This window comes from Streptomyces sp. NPDC045968, assembly GCF_056430475.1.
On sequence record NZ_JBWKLF010000001.1, the window covers coordinates 810,630 to 825,857 of the forward strand.

General features: G+C 70.5%; 9 protein-coding genes and 2 pseudogenes. 8 read left to right on the forward strand and 3 right to left on the reverse strand.

The window, feature by feature from the left end:
* The first annotated feature begins 3 nt into the window (after window positions 1-3).
* Window positions 4-2,994, forward strand: a complete 2,991-nt coding sequence (locus AC07FA_RS03525) for a bifunctional [glutamine synthetase] adenylyltransferase/[glutamine synthetase]-adenylyl-L-tyrosine phosphorylase (RefSeq protein ID WP_479072998.1) — start codon at window positions 4-6, stop codon at window positions 2,992-2,994.
* A 93-nt stretch (window positions 2,995-3,087) separates the two neighbouring features.
* Here the strand turns inward: AC07FA_RS03525 and AC07FA_RS03530 are convergent.
* Window positions 3,088-3,306, reverse strand: a pseudogene (locus tag AC07FA_RS03530) (TetR/AcrR family transcriptional regulator); the annotation flags it as partial.
* Between the two features lie 128 nt (window positions 3,307-3,434).
* On the opposite strand from AC07FA_RS03530, the pseudogene AC07FA_RS03535 reads away from it, so the two are divergent.
* Window positions 3,435-4,602 (forward strand): annotated as a pseudogene (locus AC07FA_RS03535) (amidohydrolase family protein).
* Window positions 4,603-4,635: 33 nt separating this feature from the next.
* Here AC07FA_RS03535 and AC07FA_RS03540 read toward each other — a convergent pair.
* Window positions 4,636-5,550, reverse strand: coding sequence for a phosphatase PAP2 family protein (locus AC07FA_RS03540; RefSeq protein WP_479072999.1), 915 nt, complete (start codon window positions 5,548-5,550; stop codon window positions 4,636-4,638).
* Between the two features lie 76 nt (window positions 5,551-5,626).
* Window positions 5,627-6,670: a LacI family DNA-binding transcriptional regulator gene (locus AC07FA_RS03545; RefSeq protein ID WP_479073000.1), complete on the reverse strand. Its 1,044-nt coding sequence runs from the start codon at window positions 6,668-6,670 to the stop codon at window positions 5,627-5,629.
* A 371-nt stretch (window positions 6,671-7,041) separates the two neighbouring features.
* On the opposite strand from AC07FA_RS03545, the gene AC07FA_RS03550 reads away from it, so the two are divergent.
* From AC07FA_RS03550 to AC07FA_RS03575, 6 genes are all read left to right on the forward strand, one after another.
* Window positions 7,042-8,313 (forward strand): extracellular solute-binding protein, encoded by a 1,272-nt coding sequence (locus AC07FA_RS03550; RefSeq protein ID WP_479073001.1) that lies wholly within the window; start codon window positions 7,042-7,044, stop codon window positions 8,311-8,313.
* Between the two features lie 21 nt (window positions 8,314-8,334).
* A complete protein-coding gene (locus AC07FA_RS03555) occupies window positions 8,335-9,354 on the forward strand; it encodes a carbohydrate ABC transporter permease (protein WP_479073002.1) in 1,020 nt (339 codons plus the stop codon).
* A complete protein-coding gene (locus AC07FA_RS03560) occupies window positions 9,351-10,229 on the forward strand; it encodes a sugar ABC transporter permease (protein ID WP_479073003.1) in 879 nt (292 codons plus the stop codon). Before AC07FA_RS03555 ends, AC07FA_RS03560 begins: the two co-directional genes overlap by 4 nt.
* A 106-nt stretch (window positions 10,230-10,335) precedes the next feature.
* Window positions 10,336-12,012, forward strand: coding sequence for a glycoside hydrolase family 13 protein (locus AC07FA_RS03565; protein ID WP_479073004.1), 1,677 nt, complete (start codon window positions 10,336-10,338; stop codon window positions 12,010-12,012).
* Window positions 11,997-13,055, forward strand: a complete 1,059-nt coding sequence (locus tag AC07FA_RS03570) for a LacI family DNA-binding transcriptional regulator (protein WP_479073005.1) — start codon at window positions 11,997-11,999, stop codon at window positions 13,053-13,055. The genes AC07FA_RS03565 and AC07FA_RS03570 overlap by 16 nt, the downstream gene beginning before the upstream one ends.
* Window positions 13,056-13,474: 419 nt before the next feature.
* The gene (locus tag AC07FA_RS03575) at window positions 13,475-15,193 is read left to right on the forward strand and encodes a carbohydrate-binding module family 20 domain-containing protein (protein WP_479073006.1); all 1,719 of its coding nucleotides are present in this window, start codon (window positions 13,475-13,477) and stop codon (window positions 15,191-15,193) included.
* The last annotated feature ends 35 nt before the right edge of the window (window positions 15,194-15,228 follow it).

Consider the following 15,228-nt stretch of genomic DNA (forward strand, 5'->3'; position numbering starts at 1 on the left):
GGGATGACGACGGTGCCGGGGCGCAGAAGCAGTATGTTCACCCGACTGCTGCGGCACGGTTTCACCGACCCCTCAGCCGCCGAACGGCTGCTGGAGCTCGACGCCCTCTCCTCCGTACGGTCCGATCCCGTCCTCTTCGAAGCGCTGGGCGCGACCGCCGACCCCGATCTGGCGCTGCGCGGCCTCGTCCGGCTGGTCGAGGCGGAGGACGCCGACGAGCGGCAGAGGCTGCTGGACACGCTGGTCACCGCCAAGCCCCTCCGCGACCGGCTCCTCGGCGTCCTCGGTGCCTCGGAAGCGCTCGGGGACCACCTGGCGCGCCACCCGCGCGACTGGCAGGCGCTCGTCACGTACGAGGCCACCGACCTGCACCCGGGGGTGGCCGAATTCGAGCACGGGCTCGCCGACGCCGTCGACCCGGACTCGCTGCGGGTCGCCTACCGCCGCTGCCTGCTGGCCATTGCGGCACGTGACGTGTGCGGCACCATCGATGTCGCCGAGACCGCCGCCGAACTGGCCGACCTGGCGACGGCCACCCTGCGTGCGGCGCTCGCCATCGCCCGTACGGCCACGCCCGCCGACGCCGCCCTGTGCCGGGTCGCCGTCATCGCGATGGGCAAGTGCGGCGGCCACGAACTGAACTACGTCTCCGACGTCGACGTGATCTTCGTGGGTGAGCCCGTCGACGGCGTCGAGGAGAGCCGGGCGGTGCCGGCCGCCACCCGGCTGGCCGCGCACATGATGCGGATCTGCTCCGACACGACCGTCGAGGGCACCATCTGGCCGGTCGATGCCAACCTCCGCCCCGAGGGCCGCAACGGCCCCCTCGTCCGGACGCTCTCCTCGCACCTCGCGTACTACCAGCGCTGGGCGAAGACCTGGGAGTTCCAGGCGCTGCTGAAGGCCCGGCCGGTCGCCGGTGACCCGGAGCTGGGCGCCGAGTACGTCGAGGCGGTCTCGCCGCTGGTGTGGCAGGCCGCCGACCGGGACAACTTCGTCGCCGACGTGCAGAAGATGCGCCGCCGTGTCGTCGCCACCATCCCGGCCGACCGTGTCGACCGTGAGCTCAAACTCGGCCCCGGCGGATTGCGGGACGTCGAGTTCGCCGTCCAGCTGCTCCAGCTCGTGCACGGCCGCAGCGACGCGAGCCTGCACAGCGGTTCGACGCTGGAGGCCCTGCGGGCGCTCGCCGAAGGCGGCTACGTGGGGCGCGTCGACGCCGCACAGTTCGACGAGGCGTACCGCTTCCTGCGCGCCATGGAGCACCGCATCCAGCTCTACCGGCTGCGCCGCACCCATCTCGTACCCGAGGACGAGGCGGACCTGCGCAGGCTCGGCCGCTCCCTCGGGATGCGTACGGACCCGGTCGCCGAGCTCAACAAGGCGTGGCGGCGCCACGCGTCCGTCGTGCGCCGGCTGCACGAGAAGCTCTTCTACCGGCCACTGCTGGACGCCGTGGCCCAGCTGGCACCCGCTGAGTCCCGGCTCAGCGCGAAGGCCGCCGGCATCCGGCTCGAAGCCCTCGGTTACGCCGACCCGATCGCGGCCCTGCGCCACCTGGAGGCGCTGTCGTCCGGGGTGTCGCGCAAGGCGGCGATCCAGCGCACGCTGCTGCCGGTGCTGCTCGGCTGGTTCGCGGACTCCGCCGACCCGGACGCCGGGCTGCTGGGCTTCCGCAAGGTCTCGGACGCGCTGGGCAAGACCCCCTGGTACCTGCGGCTCCTGCGCGACGAGGGGGCGGCGGCGGAGAACCTCGCCCGCGTCCTGTCGGCCGGGCGCCTCGCCCCGGACCTGCTGCTGCGCGCCCCGGAGGCCGTCGCGATCCTCGGTGACCCGGAGGGCCTGAAGCCGCGCACCCGTGACCACCTGGAGCAGGAGGTGCTGGCGGCGGTGGGGCGGGCCGAAGGCGCCGAGTCCGCCGTCGCCGTGGTGCGTGGCGTACGGCGCCGGGAGCTGTTCCGGACGACCGCCGCCGACATCATCCGGTCCTACGGTACGGAGGAGAGCCCCGCCGAACAGGACCTGGGGGCACTCGTGGACCGGGTCGGCTCCGCGGTCTCCGACCTGAACGCCGCCACCCTGTCGGGTGCTCTGCGGGCCGCCGTGCGCGAGCGCTGGGGGGACACACTGCCCACCCGTTTCGCGGTGATCGGCATGGGCCGCTTCGGGGGGCACGAGCTGGGGTACGGCTCCGACGCCGACGTACTGTTCGTCCACCAACCGCGTGAGGGCGTGAGCGACCAGGAGGCCTCCCGGGCCGCCGACACCGTCGTATCCGAGATGCGCCGACTGCTCCAACTGCCCACGGCTGACCCGCCGTTGCTGATCGACGCCGATCTGCGGCCGGAGGGCAAGAGCGGACCGATGGCGCGCACCCTGAAGTCGTACGAGGCGTATTACCGGCGATGGGCGCTGGTCTGGGAGAGCCAGGCGCTGCTGCGGGCCGAACCGGTCGCGGGGGACGCGGAGTTGGGGCGCGACTTCATCGAGCTGATCGATCAGCTGCGGTATCCGATGGAGGGCCTGGGGGACGACGCCGTCCGTGAGATCCGCCGGCTCAAGGCCCGGATGGAGTCCGAGCGCATGCCGCGCGGAGCCGATCCGACGCTGCACGCGAAGCTGGGGCGCGGCGGGCTCAGCGACGTGGAGTGGACCGTGCAGCTGTTGCAGATGCAGCACGGCTGGGTCGAGCCGGGGCTGCGGACGACGCGTACGCGGGAGGCGCTGGCCGCGGCGTGTGCGGCCGGGCTGATCCCGACGGAGGACGCCCAGACGCTGGACGAGGCGTGGGTGCTGGCGACGCGGGTGCGCAACGCGGTGATGCTGGTGCGGGGGCGGCCGGGCGACACGTTTCCCTCGAACCCGCGGGAACTCACGGCGGTGGGGCGGTACCTGGGGTACGAGCCGGGGCATGTCGGCGACATGCTGGACGACTATCGGCGCGTTACGCGGCGGGCTCGGGCGGTGATGGAGGAGCGGTTCTACGGGGCGTGAGGGTTGTGGCCGGTTCGGCCCGTGCCGGGGGCTCCGCCCCCGGGCACCCGGCTCCTCAAACGCCGGAGGGGCTGGAATCGGGCCCCGGTCTCCTCAGGCGTCGGAGGGGCTGGATCTGGCGCTGAGTCCGGCGAGTCCGGCCCGGCAGTGTGCCATGAACGCCTCCAGGGCCAGGTCGAACGCCGCGTCCGCCCGTGCCGGCCCCACCGCCGCCAGTGCCTCCGTCAGGCGAGGAGTCGCCAGGACGTCCGACGGCTCCCACATCGCTTCCGGGGCCGCCAGGTCCAGCGCCGATCCCAGCACCAGGCCCTCGTCCTCGCCCGCCGCCTGCGGCGCACCAAACCCCAGGTGTACGCCGGTTTCGCCGCCGAGCCCGACGAGGCCCCGCACCCCGCCCCCGCCGTTCCCGCCCCCTCCACCACCGTCTAAGGAGCCCCACCGTGCCCGCAGCCGACCTCCTCCTCACCGGAGCACGCGTCCGCACCCTCGACCCGGCCCGGCCGGAGGCCACCGCGGTGGCCGTCACGGACGGGGTGATCACCGCGGTCGGGGACGCCGAGGGACTGCGGGAGCTGCGCGGTGGCGGCCCGGAGCTGGCCGAGGTCGCGGACGGCGGTGAGGTCGGCTCCGGTGGCCATGTCCAGGCTCATGACCGGGTGGCTGTGGGCGTCGGCCAGGCCAGGGGTGAGGGTGGCCCCGGTCAGGTCGACGGTCTCCGTTCCCGGAAGGCCGGCGTCACCGGGCCGCGCGCCTTCAGCCAGCGCTCCACCGTCGTCTGCGACCTCGACGGACGCCCCACCGGCCATCTGATCGAGCACGCCGCGATGGACCTGGTGGCGGAGCTGCTGCCTCCGTACCGGCGCTGCTCACCGCCGTGGAGGACGTGACGGACCTGCCGGTACGGCTCAGGCTCGCCCCCTGGTGCATGCCCGGCGTGGACAAGGAGGCCCTGGACGAGCTGGTGCGGCTCCAGAGCGAGGCCGGGCGGCTCTGGAGGGTCGGCGGGGTGCAGTTCTTCATGGACGGCACCGTCGAGGGCGGTACCGCCTGGCTGGAGCACGCCGACTGCCACGGTCAGGGCCTGGAGGCGTTCTGGCCGGACCCGGCGGCGTACACCGAGGCCGTCCACCACCTGCACCGCGCCGGGGTCGGCACCGCCACCCACGCCATCGGCGACGCGGCCGTGCGGCACGTCCTGGACACCGTCGAGGCGCTGGGGGAGAGCGGCAGGCTCCGGCACCGTATCGAGCACATCGAGACCGTGCCGCACGCCCTGGCCGCCCGGCGCTGGGCTCGGACTGGCCGATCGCGCACTACGACGTTCGCCAGGTGCTCGCCACGGCGCGGCTGCGGCGGCTCCCCGGCGCGTACGACACCGAGCCGGTCACCGCGGAGCAGGCGCTCACGGGGCTGATGGCCCTGGAGGGCAGCACCTCGCACGCGGCGGTGGCCGCCGGGGAGCAGTCGTACGCGGGCCGCATCGCCCCGGGCTACCGGGCGGACCTGACCGCCTTCGGCCTGGACCCGGTGGAGGCGCCCGCCGACGAGCTGGGGGAGGCACCGGTACGTCTGACCGTCACCGGTGGCCGCGTCACGCACCGCTCCTGACCGTGTCCGGCGCCGGTCTCCCGGCGCCGGACCTCAGTCGCGGGAGGGGCCGGACTTCGCCGTCGCCGCCCTCGTGGACAACGCCCCCAGCCGTCCCCGGCCGGTGGGCACCAGCTTCGGGAGGCGGTGCGGCAGCGAGCCGTACCAGGCGAACGACACCGCGTAACCGAACGCCAGGCAGGCCATGCCGCCCACCGCGTCCAGCCAGAAATGGTTGGCCGTCGCCACGATCACGACCAGGGTGGCCGTCGGGTAGAGCAGCCCCAGGATGCGCGCCCAGGGCGCCGAGGCCAGCGCGAAGATGGTCAGACCGCACCACAGCGACCAGCCGATGTGCATCGACGGCATCGCCGCGTACTGGTTCGACATGTTCTTGAAGTTGCCCGAGGCCATCGAGCCCCAGGTCTGGTGCAGCAGCACGGTGTCGATGAAACTCCCGCCGTTCATCAGGCGGGGCGGTGCCAGGGGGTACAGGTAGTAACCGAGCAGGGCGACGCCCGTGGTCGCGAAGAGCACCAGTCTGGTCGCGGCGTAGCGCCCCGGATGCCTGCGGAACAGCCAGACGAGCACACCGATGGTCACGACGAAGTGCAGTGTCGCGTAGTAGTAGTTCATCGACACGATCAGCCATGTCACCGAGTTGACGGTCCGGTTGACCGTCTCCTCGAAGGCGATGCCCATGGCCTTCTCGGCCGACCAGATCCAGTCGGCGTTGCGCAGGGCCGCGGCCCGCTGCTCCGGTACGGCGTTGCGCACCAGCGAGTACAGCCAGTAACTCACGGCGATCAGCAGGATCTCGAACCAGAGCCGTGGCCGACGGGGTGAGCGCATCGACCGCAGTCTCGTCGACGCGCTGTTCCGCTTCGCCTCGGGCGCTGCCTCGTCGGCAATGGGTGACGCGGTGGCCGCCGTCCGGCCTTCCTGTGTTTTCACTTGCGATTCACCCATAGGCGCAGAGTCTGCCAGATACGTCCCACACTCCCCGATCATCCTCCGGTCGGGACCCGGTTGCACACCCTGCACCTTACGAGCGGGCCGGAGCGGCCGGATCGGGCCCGGGGCCGGACGCCGTCGAGCCGCGAACCACCAGTTCAGGCATGAAGACGAACTCGCTGTGCGGGGCGGGCGTCCCGCCGATCTCTTCCAGCAGCGTGCGCACCGCGGCCTGGCCCATCGCCGTGACCGGCTGCCGGATCGTGGTCAGCGGCGGATCGGTGAACGCTATGAGCGGCGAATCGTCGTATCCCACCACCGACAGATCGCGCGGCACCTCCCGCGACAGCCTGCGGGCCGCCCGGATCGCACCGAGCGCCATCATGTCGCTCGCGCACACCACCGCGGTGCAGCCGCGCTCCATCAGCGCCGAGGCGGCCGCCTGGCCGCCCTCCAGCGTGTACAGAGAGTGCTGGATCAACTCCTCGACCTCGTCCGCGGTGAGGCCGAGCTGCTCCCGCATCGTGGCGTGGAAACCCTCGATCTTGCGGAGTACCGGGACGAAGCGCTTGGGGCCCACCGCCAGGCCGATCCGCTGGTGTCCCAGCGAGACGAGGTGCGTCACCGCGAGCCGCATCGCGGCCCGGTCGTCGGGGGAGATGAACGGGGCCTGGACCTTGGGCGAGAAACCGTTGACGAGAACGAAGGGGACGCCCTGTGCGCGCAGTTGTTCGTAGCGCTGCATATCGGCCGAGGTGTCGGCGTGCAGTCCCGAGACGAAGATGATGCCCGAGACGCCCCGGTCGACGAGCATCTCCGTCAGTTCGTCCTCGGTGGAGCCGCCGGGAGTCTGGGTCGCCAGCACGGGGGTGTACCCCTGCCGCGTCAGCGCCTGGCCGATGACCTGGGCCAGCGCCGGGAAGATCGGGTTCTCCAGCTCGGGCGTGATGAGACCGACGAGACCGGCGCTGCGCCTGCGCAGACGCACGGGGCGTTCGTAGCCCAGGACGTCGAGCGCGGCGAGGACGGATTCGCGGGTGCCAGCGGCAACACCGGGCTTGCCGTTCAGTACACGGCTGACCGTAGCTTCGCTGACCCCCGCCTGAGTTGCGATATCGGCAAGCCGTGCGGTCATGAAAGGGGACTGTACCGGGCCTGTGTCGGATTGCCCACCGTGTGCGGGAATCGGCCGCGCGGGCCGTTCCGGGGCCGTGGAATCGGGGGCATTCGGCCTTCCCGCAGCAATATCTTGCAAGGTCTTGCGAGCACCGTTCGCAGATCGCAGTCGGATAGTCGCACTGTGCGCACACCGGGTGTGGCCTGGGATGGACAGGGGTACGACGCTCTCGTCAAGGGCCCTGACGGCAACCTTGAGGACACGCGGATGTAACGATCCCCGGACCTTGCAGAAATCTTCCGCAAGGTCTTTCGGTCGTCTTTCATCCTTGTTACGTTCACGTCGACCCGGCGCCGCGACGGAGCGGTACGGCAGTTGAAGGAGTTCAGATGCGACGTGGCATAACGGCCACCGCCCTGGTTGCGGCCCTGGCGCTCGCGGCGACCGCCTGCGGCAGCGACGACAAGTCCGACGGCAGCAAGAGCTCGGGAGAGCTCTCCGGCACGGTGACCTGGTGGGACACCTCCACCGTCGGCAGCGAGGACAAGGTCTTCAAGAAGCTGGCCGAGGGCTTCGAGAAGAAGCACCCGAAGGTCGACGTCAAGTACGTCAACGTGCCGTTCGGTGAGGCGCAGAACAAGTTCAAGAACGCGGCCCAGGCCGGCGCGGGCGCCCCCGACGTGATCCGCTCCGAGGTCGCCTGGACGCCGGAGTTCGCCGACCTCGGCTACCTGGCTCCGCTCGACGGCACCACCGCGCTGAAGGACCAGGACGACTTCCTCAAGCAGGCCGCCGCGTCCACCCAGTACAAGGACAAGACGTACGCGGTGCCGCAGGTCATCGACTCCATGGGCGTCTTCTACAACAAGAAGATCTTCAAGGAGGCCGGTGTCGAGGTCCCGGCGTCGATCGACGACCTGAAGACCGTCTCGAAGAAGATCAAGGACAAGACCGGCAAGACCGGCCTCTACCTGCGCGGCGACGACGCGTACTGGTTCCTGTCCTTCCTGTACGGCGAGGGCGGCGACCTGGTCAGCGCGGCCGACAAGTCCGTCACCGTCGACCAGCCCGAGGGCGTCAAGGCCTTCGAGGTCGTCAAGGACCTCGTCGACTCCGGCGCGGCCAAGACCGACGCCACCGACGGCTGGGAGAACATGCAGTCGTCGTTCAAGGACGGCAAGGTCGCCATGATGATCAACGGCCCCTGGGCCGTGGCCGACACGCTCGCCGGCAATGAGTTCAAGGACAAGACGAACCTGGGCATCGCCCCGGTCCCGGCCGGCTCCGCCGGTCAGGGCGCTCCGCAGGGCGGCCACAACCTCGCCGTCTACGCGGGCTCCAAGAACCTCGACGCCTCCTACGCCTTCGTCGAGTACATGACGTCCGTGGAGACCCAGGCGCAGACCGCCGGTGAGCTGAACCTGCTGCCGACCCGCACCTCCGCGTACGCCAAGCAGGAGGCCGTGGACAGCGAGATCGTCGGCTTCTTCAAGCCGGTCGTCGAGACCGCCGTCGAGCGCCCCTGGATCCCGGAGACCGGCAGCCTCTTCGCGCCGCTCGTCACCGAGTACACCAAGGTCCTCACCGGCCAGACCACGCCGGAGAAGGCCGCGTCGGCCACCGGCGACTCCTACCGCAAGCTCCTCAAGGGCTGGAAGTAACCCAGGAAGGCAGGCCGGCTGATGGCTGTCCACACCAGCCAGTCGGTGGCGAAGGCCGCGGGCGACGACGTCGCCCGCGGCCGGAGCCGCGGTACTGGTAACCCCCCGCCGCCGCCGGGCAAGGTCCGGCGGGCTCTGTCGACGCACTGGTACGCCTGGACGATGGTCGCCCCCGTCGTCCTCGTGATCGGCGTGATCATCGGCTATCCGCTGGTCCGCGGCATCTACCTGTCCCTGACGGACGCCAACGAGCGCAACGTCGCGCGGTCCATCGGCGTCAACGAAATGCCCGCGACCTACGAGTTCGTGGGCCTGGACAACTACGTCGACGCGCTGACGGGTACCCAGTTCCTCGGCACGCTCGGCTGGACGCTGGTGTGGACGGTCTCCTGCGTGGCCATCACGTTCTCCCTGGGCATGGTCCTCGCCAACATGCTCAACCGCCGGTTCGCCGGGCGCTCCGCCTACCGGATGGCACTCATCCTGCCCTGGGCCATCCCCGGCTTCGTCTCGGTCTTCGCCTGGCGCTTCCTCTACAACGAGGACCGCGGGCTGCTCAACAAGATCCTCGGCGGCGCGGGCATCGACGGCGTGCCGTGGCTCAACGACCCCACCTGGGCCAAGTTCTCCGTCATCGCCGTCAACGTCTGGCTCGGCATCCCGTTCATGATGGTCGCCCTGCTCGGCGGGCTGCAGTCCATACCCTCGGAGCAGTACGAGGCCGCGGAGATGGACGGCGCCACCGCCTGGCAGCGGTTCCGCCACATCACGCTCCCCGGACTGCGCCCGGTCTCGACCACGGTGATCCTGCTCTCCACCATCTGGACCTTCAACATGTTCCCGGTCATCTTCCTGCTGACCCGCGGCGGACCCGGCGAAGCCACCCAGATCCTGGTCACCCAGGCCTACAAATTCTCCTTCGAGATCAGCCCGCGCGACTTCGCGCAGTCCTCCACGTGGGGCGTGCTGATCCTCGTACTCCTGATGCTCTTCGCCGTGGTCTACCGGCGAGTGCTCCGCACGCAGGGAGACAACTGGTGACCACCGTCACGGAAACCTCCGCCCGGCACGCCGTCCGCAAGCCGCGGCAGCGCGGCGACCGCTCCCCGCTCGCCTCCGTGGGCCTGCACCTCACCCTGATCATCGCGTCGGTCGTCGCGGTCTTCCCGGTGCTGTGGGTCCTGCTGACCTCGCTGAAGCCCGCCAAGTACGCGACGACGACGGACTTCTTCAGGGAGACGACGTTCGTCAACTACACGAACCTGATCAAGGACACGGAGTTCCTGAGCTGGTTCGGCAACTCCGTGATCATCGCGGGGCTCTCCACCGTCATCGGTGTCTTCGTCTCCGCCACCACGGGCTACGCGGTCAGCCGCTTCCGTTTCCCCGGCAAGCGCGGGCTGATGTGGACGCTGCTGATCACCCAGATGTTCCCGGTCGCCGTCCTCATCGTGCCGATCTACAACATCATGTCGAACATCGGACTGCTCAATCAGCCCGCCGGTCTCGTCCTGACCTACCTCACCATCTCGGTGCCGTTCTGCGCCTGGATGATGAAGGGCTTCTTCGACACCATCCCGCGTGAGATCGACGAGTCGGGGCAGGTCGACGGCCTCACCCCGTTCGGCACGTTCTGGCGGCTCATCCTGCCGCTCGCCAAGCCCGGACTCGCCGTCACCGCCTTCTACTCGTTCATCACCGCCTGGGGCGAAGTGGCGTACGCCTCCGCCTTCATGGTCGGCGACGAGAACCTCACACTCGCCGGCGGACTTCAGAAGTTCGTCAACCAGTACGGAGCCCAGTGGGGCCCGATGACCGCCGCGTCCGTGCTCATCGCGATACCGGCGGCGCTCGTCTTCCTCTTCGCGCAGCGTCACCTGGTGACCGGCATGTCCGCCGGAGCCGTCAAGGGCTGACGCACCCGCACGCACGAACCGTACGACCGATCGCACCAGTCACAGCGGCGCCGGGGCCCCGACCCGGTCACGGCGCCGCTCCCCACCCAGACACCCCAGGGACGACATGACCCAGCACCTCGCTGCCCCCTCCACCGGCACGTCCGACGGCGCCCAGGGCCACCGCACCGGCTGGTGGCAGGACGCGGTGATCTACCAGGTCTATCCACGGAGTTTCGCCGACGGCAACGGTGACGGCATGGGCGATCTCCCCGGCGTCACCGCCCGCCTCCCGTACCTCAAGAGCCTCGGCGTCGACGCGGTCTGGCTCAGCCCCTTCTACGCCTCGCCGCAGGCCGACGCAGGCTACGACGTCGCCGACTACCGGGCCATCGACCCGATGTTCGGAACGCTGCTGGACGCCGACGCCCTGATCCGCGAGGCCCACGGGCTGGGTCTGCGCATCATCGTCGACCTGGTGCCCAACCACTCGTCCGACCAGCACGAGTGGTTCAAGCGCGCCCTCGCCGAAGGCCCCGGATCGGCCCTGCGTGAGCGCTACCACTTCCGCCCCGGCAAGGGCGTCGACGGCGAACTCCCGCCCAACGACTGGGAGTCCATCTTCGGTGGTCCCGCCTGGACCCGGACCACCGACCCGGACGGTACGCCCGGCGACTGGTACCTCCACCTGTTCGCCCCGGAGCAGCCCGACTTCAACTGGGAACACCCGGCCGTCGCCGACGAGTTCCGCTCCATCCTGCGCTTCTGGCTCGACATGGGTGTCGACGGATTCCGTGTCGACGTCGCCCACGGCCTCGTCAAGGCCGAGGGCCTGCCGGACCTCGGCGCGCACGACCAGCTCAAGCTGCTCGGCAACGACGTCATGCCGTTCTTCGACCAGGACGGTGTGCACGAGATCTACCGCAGCTGGCGCGTCATCCTCGACGAGTACCCCGGTGAGCGCATCGCCGTCGCCGAGGCGTGGACGCCCACCGTCGAGCGCACCGCCAACTACGTGCGCGGTGACGAGATGCACCAGGCGTTCAACTTCCAGTACCTCGGCACCGCCTTCGACGCCGCCGAGCTGCGCGAGGTCATCGACAGCTCGCTCGACGCGATGCGCCCCGTCGGAGCGCCCACCACCTGGGTGCTCTCCAACCACGACGTGACCCGGCACGCCACCCGCTTCGCCAACCCGCCGGGTCTGGGCACCCAGATCCGTACCGCCGGTGACCGCGAGATGGGTCTGCGCCGCGCCCGCGCCGCCACCCTGCTGATGCTGGCGCTGCCCGGCTCCGCCTACGTCTACCAGGGCGAGGAGCTCGGCCTGCCCGACGTCACCGACCTGCCCGACGAGGCCCGCCAGGACCCGTCGTTCTTCCGTGCCGAGGGCCAGGACGGCTTCCGCGACGGCTGCCGGGTGCCGATCCCGTGGACCCGCGACGGCAGCTCGTACGGCTTCGGGGCCGGCGGCAGCTGGCTCCCGCAGCCCACCGGCTGGGGCGCGCTCTCCGTCGAGGCGCAGACCGGCGTCGAGGGTTCCACCCTTGAGCTGTACCGCGCGGCGATCGCCGCCCGCCGCGCCCACCCCGGACTCGGCGCCGGGACCGGCGTGGAGTGGCTGAACGCCCCCGAAGGCGTCCTCGTCTTCGGCCGCCCCGGCTTCGTCTGCACCGTCAACACCACCGCCCGCCCGGTGCGGATGCCCGTCCGCGGCAGCGTGCTGCTGGCCAGCGCGCCCGTGACCGTGGACGGTGCCGAGTTCGAGCTGCCCGCCGAGACCACGGTGTGGTGGACGGTGTGACCGTCCCCGCACCCCGGACCGGTGGAGCGCTGCGGCTCTCCGACATCGCCGGACAGGCGGCGGTCAGCGAGGCGACCGTCAGCCGGGTGCTCAACGGGAAGCCGGGCGTCGCGGACACCACGCGCCAGCGGGTGCTCGCGGCGCTCGACATCCTCGGCTACGAACGTCCCGTACGGCTGCGCAGGCGCAGCGCCGGGCTGATCGGTCTGGTGACTCCCGAGCTCACCAACCCGATCTTCCCGGCGTTCGCGCAGTCCGTCGAACAGGTCCTGGCCGGTCACGGCTACACCCCGGTGCTCTGTACCCAGCTGCCCGGCGGCGCCACGGAGGACGAGCTCGTCGAGCAGCTCGTCGAACGCGGCGTCGGCGGCATCGTCTTCCTCTCCGGGCTGCACGCCGACCTGTCGGCAGACCCGGCGCGCTACGCCGCACTGACCGACCGAGGCGTGCCGTTCGTCCTGATCAACGGCTACAACGAACGGATCAGCGCCCCGTTCGTATCCCCGGACGACGCCGCGGCCGTACGGATGGCGGTCGGGCATCTCGCCGCGCTCGGCCACCGCAGGATCGGTCTGGCGATCGGACCGCAGCGCTATGTGCCGTCCCGCCGCAAGCGGGACGGCTTCATCGAGTCGGCGGTCTCCCTGCTCGGGGTGTCGGCTGCCGAAGCCGAACTGCTGGTCTGCTCGACGCTGTTCGGTGTCGAGGGCGGCCAGGTCGCGGCGGGCGCGCTGCTCGACCGGGGCTGCACGGGCATCGTCTGCGGCAGCGACCTGATGGCCCTCGGCGTGGTGCGTGCCGCCCGGGGGAGGGGGCTCGACGTACCGCGCGACGTCTCGGTCGTCGGCTTCGACGACTCGCAGCTGATCGCGTTCACCGACCCGCCGCTGACGACGGTGCGCCAGCCCGTGCAGGCCATGGCGGCTGCGGCGGTGGGGGCCCTGCTGGAGGAGATCGGCGGGAGCCCGGTGCAGCGCACGGAGTACGTGTTCCAGCCGGAGCTGGTCGTACGGGGGTCCACCGCGGCGGTCCGTACGGTCTGACCGGAGGCGGGGCGGGCGGCAACGCACAGGAGAGGCACCGGAGTCGGCCCGGGATGGGCGGCGGGGAGTTGAGCGACTCCGGGTGCCTCTCTCTGTCGTGACCGGCCCGGCCGCCGGGCGCGTGGGGCCCGGATGCCGAGGCGACCGGGACCCCCGGCCGACCGGACCGGAGTCGGGTCGAACTTAACAGGGCCGCAATATTTTGCGAAAGAGCTTGCAGGAAGAAAGCTGCACGATTTCGTGGATGTAAGCGGGGGGTGTCCAAAGGGTTGACCAGGGGTGAACGGGCTCGTACGGTCTGCTCCGCGGCAAGGTTTGCATTCTTGCAGCAAGAACCTTCATGAGCCTTGAGGGCACGGCGCGTTGTCACGTGAGGCTGCCCCGTCACCCCGCTTTTCCCCCACAGCAGGAGGAAAGACATGGCACGCAGATCTCTGTCTGCCGCACTCGCCCTCGTGGCAGGCGCCGCCGTCCTCGCCGTCCCCACCGGCCTCGGAACGGCAGGAACCGCCCAGGCCGCAGGCCCGGGCGACAAGGACGTCACCGCCGTGATGTTCGAGTGGAAGTTCGACTCCGTGGCCAAGGCGTGCAAGGACACCCTGGGCCCGGCGGGCTACGGCTTCGTCCAGGTCTCGCCGCCCCAGGAACACATCCAGGGCAGCCAGTGGTGGACCTCCTACCAGCCGGTCAGTTACAAGATCGCCGGCCGGCTCGGTGACCGCGCCGCCTTCTCCGCCATGGTCGCCGCCTGCCACGGCGCGGGCGTCAAGGTCGTCGCCGACACCGTCATCAACCACATGTCGGCGGGCTCGGGCACCGGCACCGGCGGCAGCGCGTACAGCAAGTACGACTACCCGGGCGTCTACTCGGTCAGCGACCTGAACGACTGCCAGTCGCAGATCAGCAACTACGGCGACCGCGCCAACGTCCAGAACTGCGAACTGGTCGGCCTGGCCGACCTGGACACCGGCGAGAACTACGTACGCGGCCGGATCGCCACGTACCTCAACGACCTCCTCTCCCTCGGGGTCGACGGCTTCCGGATCGACGCGGCCAAGCACATGCCGGCCGCCGACCTCGCCGACATCAAGTCCCGGCTGAGCAACCCGGGCGTGTACTGGAAGCACGAGGCGATCCACGGTGCGGGCGAGGCCGTCTCGCCCTCGGAGTACCTCGGCAGCGGCGACGTCCAGGAATTCCGCTACGCCCGCAGCCTCAAGCAGGTCTTCACCAGCGAGAACCTCGCCAACCTGAAGAACTTCGGTGCCGGCTGGGGCTTCATGGAGTCCGGCAGGTCGGCCGTCTTCGTGGACAACCACGACACCGAGCGGGGCGGCGACACCCTGAACTACAAGGACGGCGCCACCTACACCCTGGCGAGCGTCTTCATGCTGGCCTACCCGTACGGCTCCCCGGACGTCCACTCCGGCTACGAGTGGACCGACAAGGACGCCGGACCGCCCAACGGCGGCACGGTGAACGCCTGTTACGCCGACGGATGGAAGTGCCAGCACTCCTGGCGGGAGATCTCCTCCATGGTGGGCTTCCGCAACACGGCCCGCGGCGAGTCCCTCTCCAACTGGTGGGACAACGGAGGCGACCAGATCGCGTTCGGCCGGGGCACCAAGGCGTACGTCGCCATCAACCACGAGGGCTCCGCGCTGACCCGTACGTTCCAGACGTCGCTGCCCGCCGGTGACTACTGCGACGTCCAGTCCGGCAAGGGCGTCACGGTGAACGGCTCCGGCCAGTTCACCGCCACCCTCGGTGCGCACACGGCGATCGCCCTGCACATCAACGCCCGTACGTGCTCCGGCGGCTCCACGGACCCCGGGACGGGCACGTCCGGCGCCTCCTTCGGCGTCAACGCCACCACCCAGCCCGGCCAGAACATCTACGTCACCGGCAACCAGCCCGCCCTGGGCAGCTGGAACCCGGCCGGCGCGCCGAAGCTCGACCCGGCCGCGTACCCCGTCTGGAAGCTCGATGTGAGCCTGCCCGCGGGGACCTCGTTCGAGTACAAGTACGTCCGCAAGGACGCGAGCGGCAACGTGACCTGGGAGAGCGGCGCCAACCGCACGGCCACGGTGCCGGCCACGGGCAAGGTCACGCTGACGAACGACGTCTGGCGCGGCTAGTGCGGTGACCGGAAAGGCTCACCCGGGCATCCGGT

Excerpts from the sequence above, each read along its gene's own strand:
- AC07FA_RS03525 (WP_479072998.1), top strand. The coding sequence starts at position 4 with ATGACGACGGTGCCGGGGCGCAGAAGCAGTATGTTCACCCGACTGCTG.
- AC07FA_RS03540 (WP_479072999.1), bottom strand. The coding sequence starts at position 5,550 with ATGGGTGAATCGCAAGTGAAAACACAGGAAGGCCGGACGGCGGCCACC.
- AC07FA_RS03545 (WP_479073000.1), bottom strand. The coding sequence starts at position 6,670 with ATGACCGCACGGCTTGCCGATATCGCAACTCAGGCGGGGGTCAGCGAA.
- AC07FA_RS03550 (WP_479073001.1), top strand. The coding sequence starts at position 7,042 with ATGCGACGTGGCATAACGGCCACCGCCCTGGTTGCGGCCCTGGCGCTC.
- AC07FA_RS03555 (WP_479073002.1), top strand. The coding sequence starts at position 8,335 with ATGGCTGTCCACACCAGCCAGTCGGTGGCGAAGGCCGCGGGCGACGAC.
- AC07FA_RS03565 (WP_479073004.1), top strand. The coding sequence starts at position 10,336 with ATGACCCAGCACCTCGCTGCCCCCTCCACCGGCACGTCCGACGGCGCC.
- AC07FA_RS03575 (WP_479073006.1), top strand. The coding sequence starts at position 13,475 with ATGGCACGCAGATCTCTGTCTGCCGCACTCGCCCTCGTGGCAGGCGCC.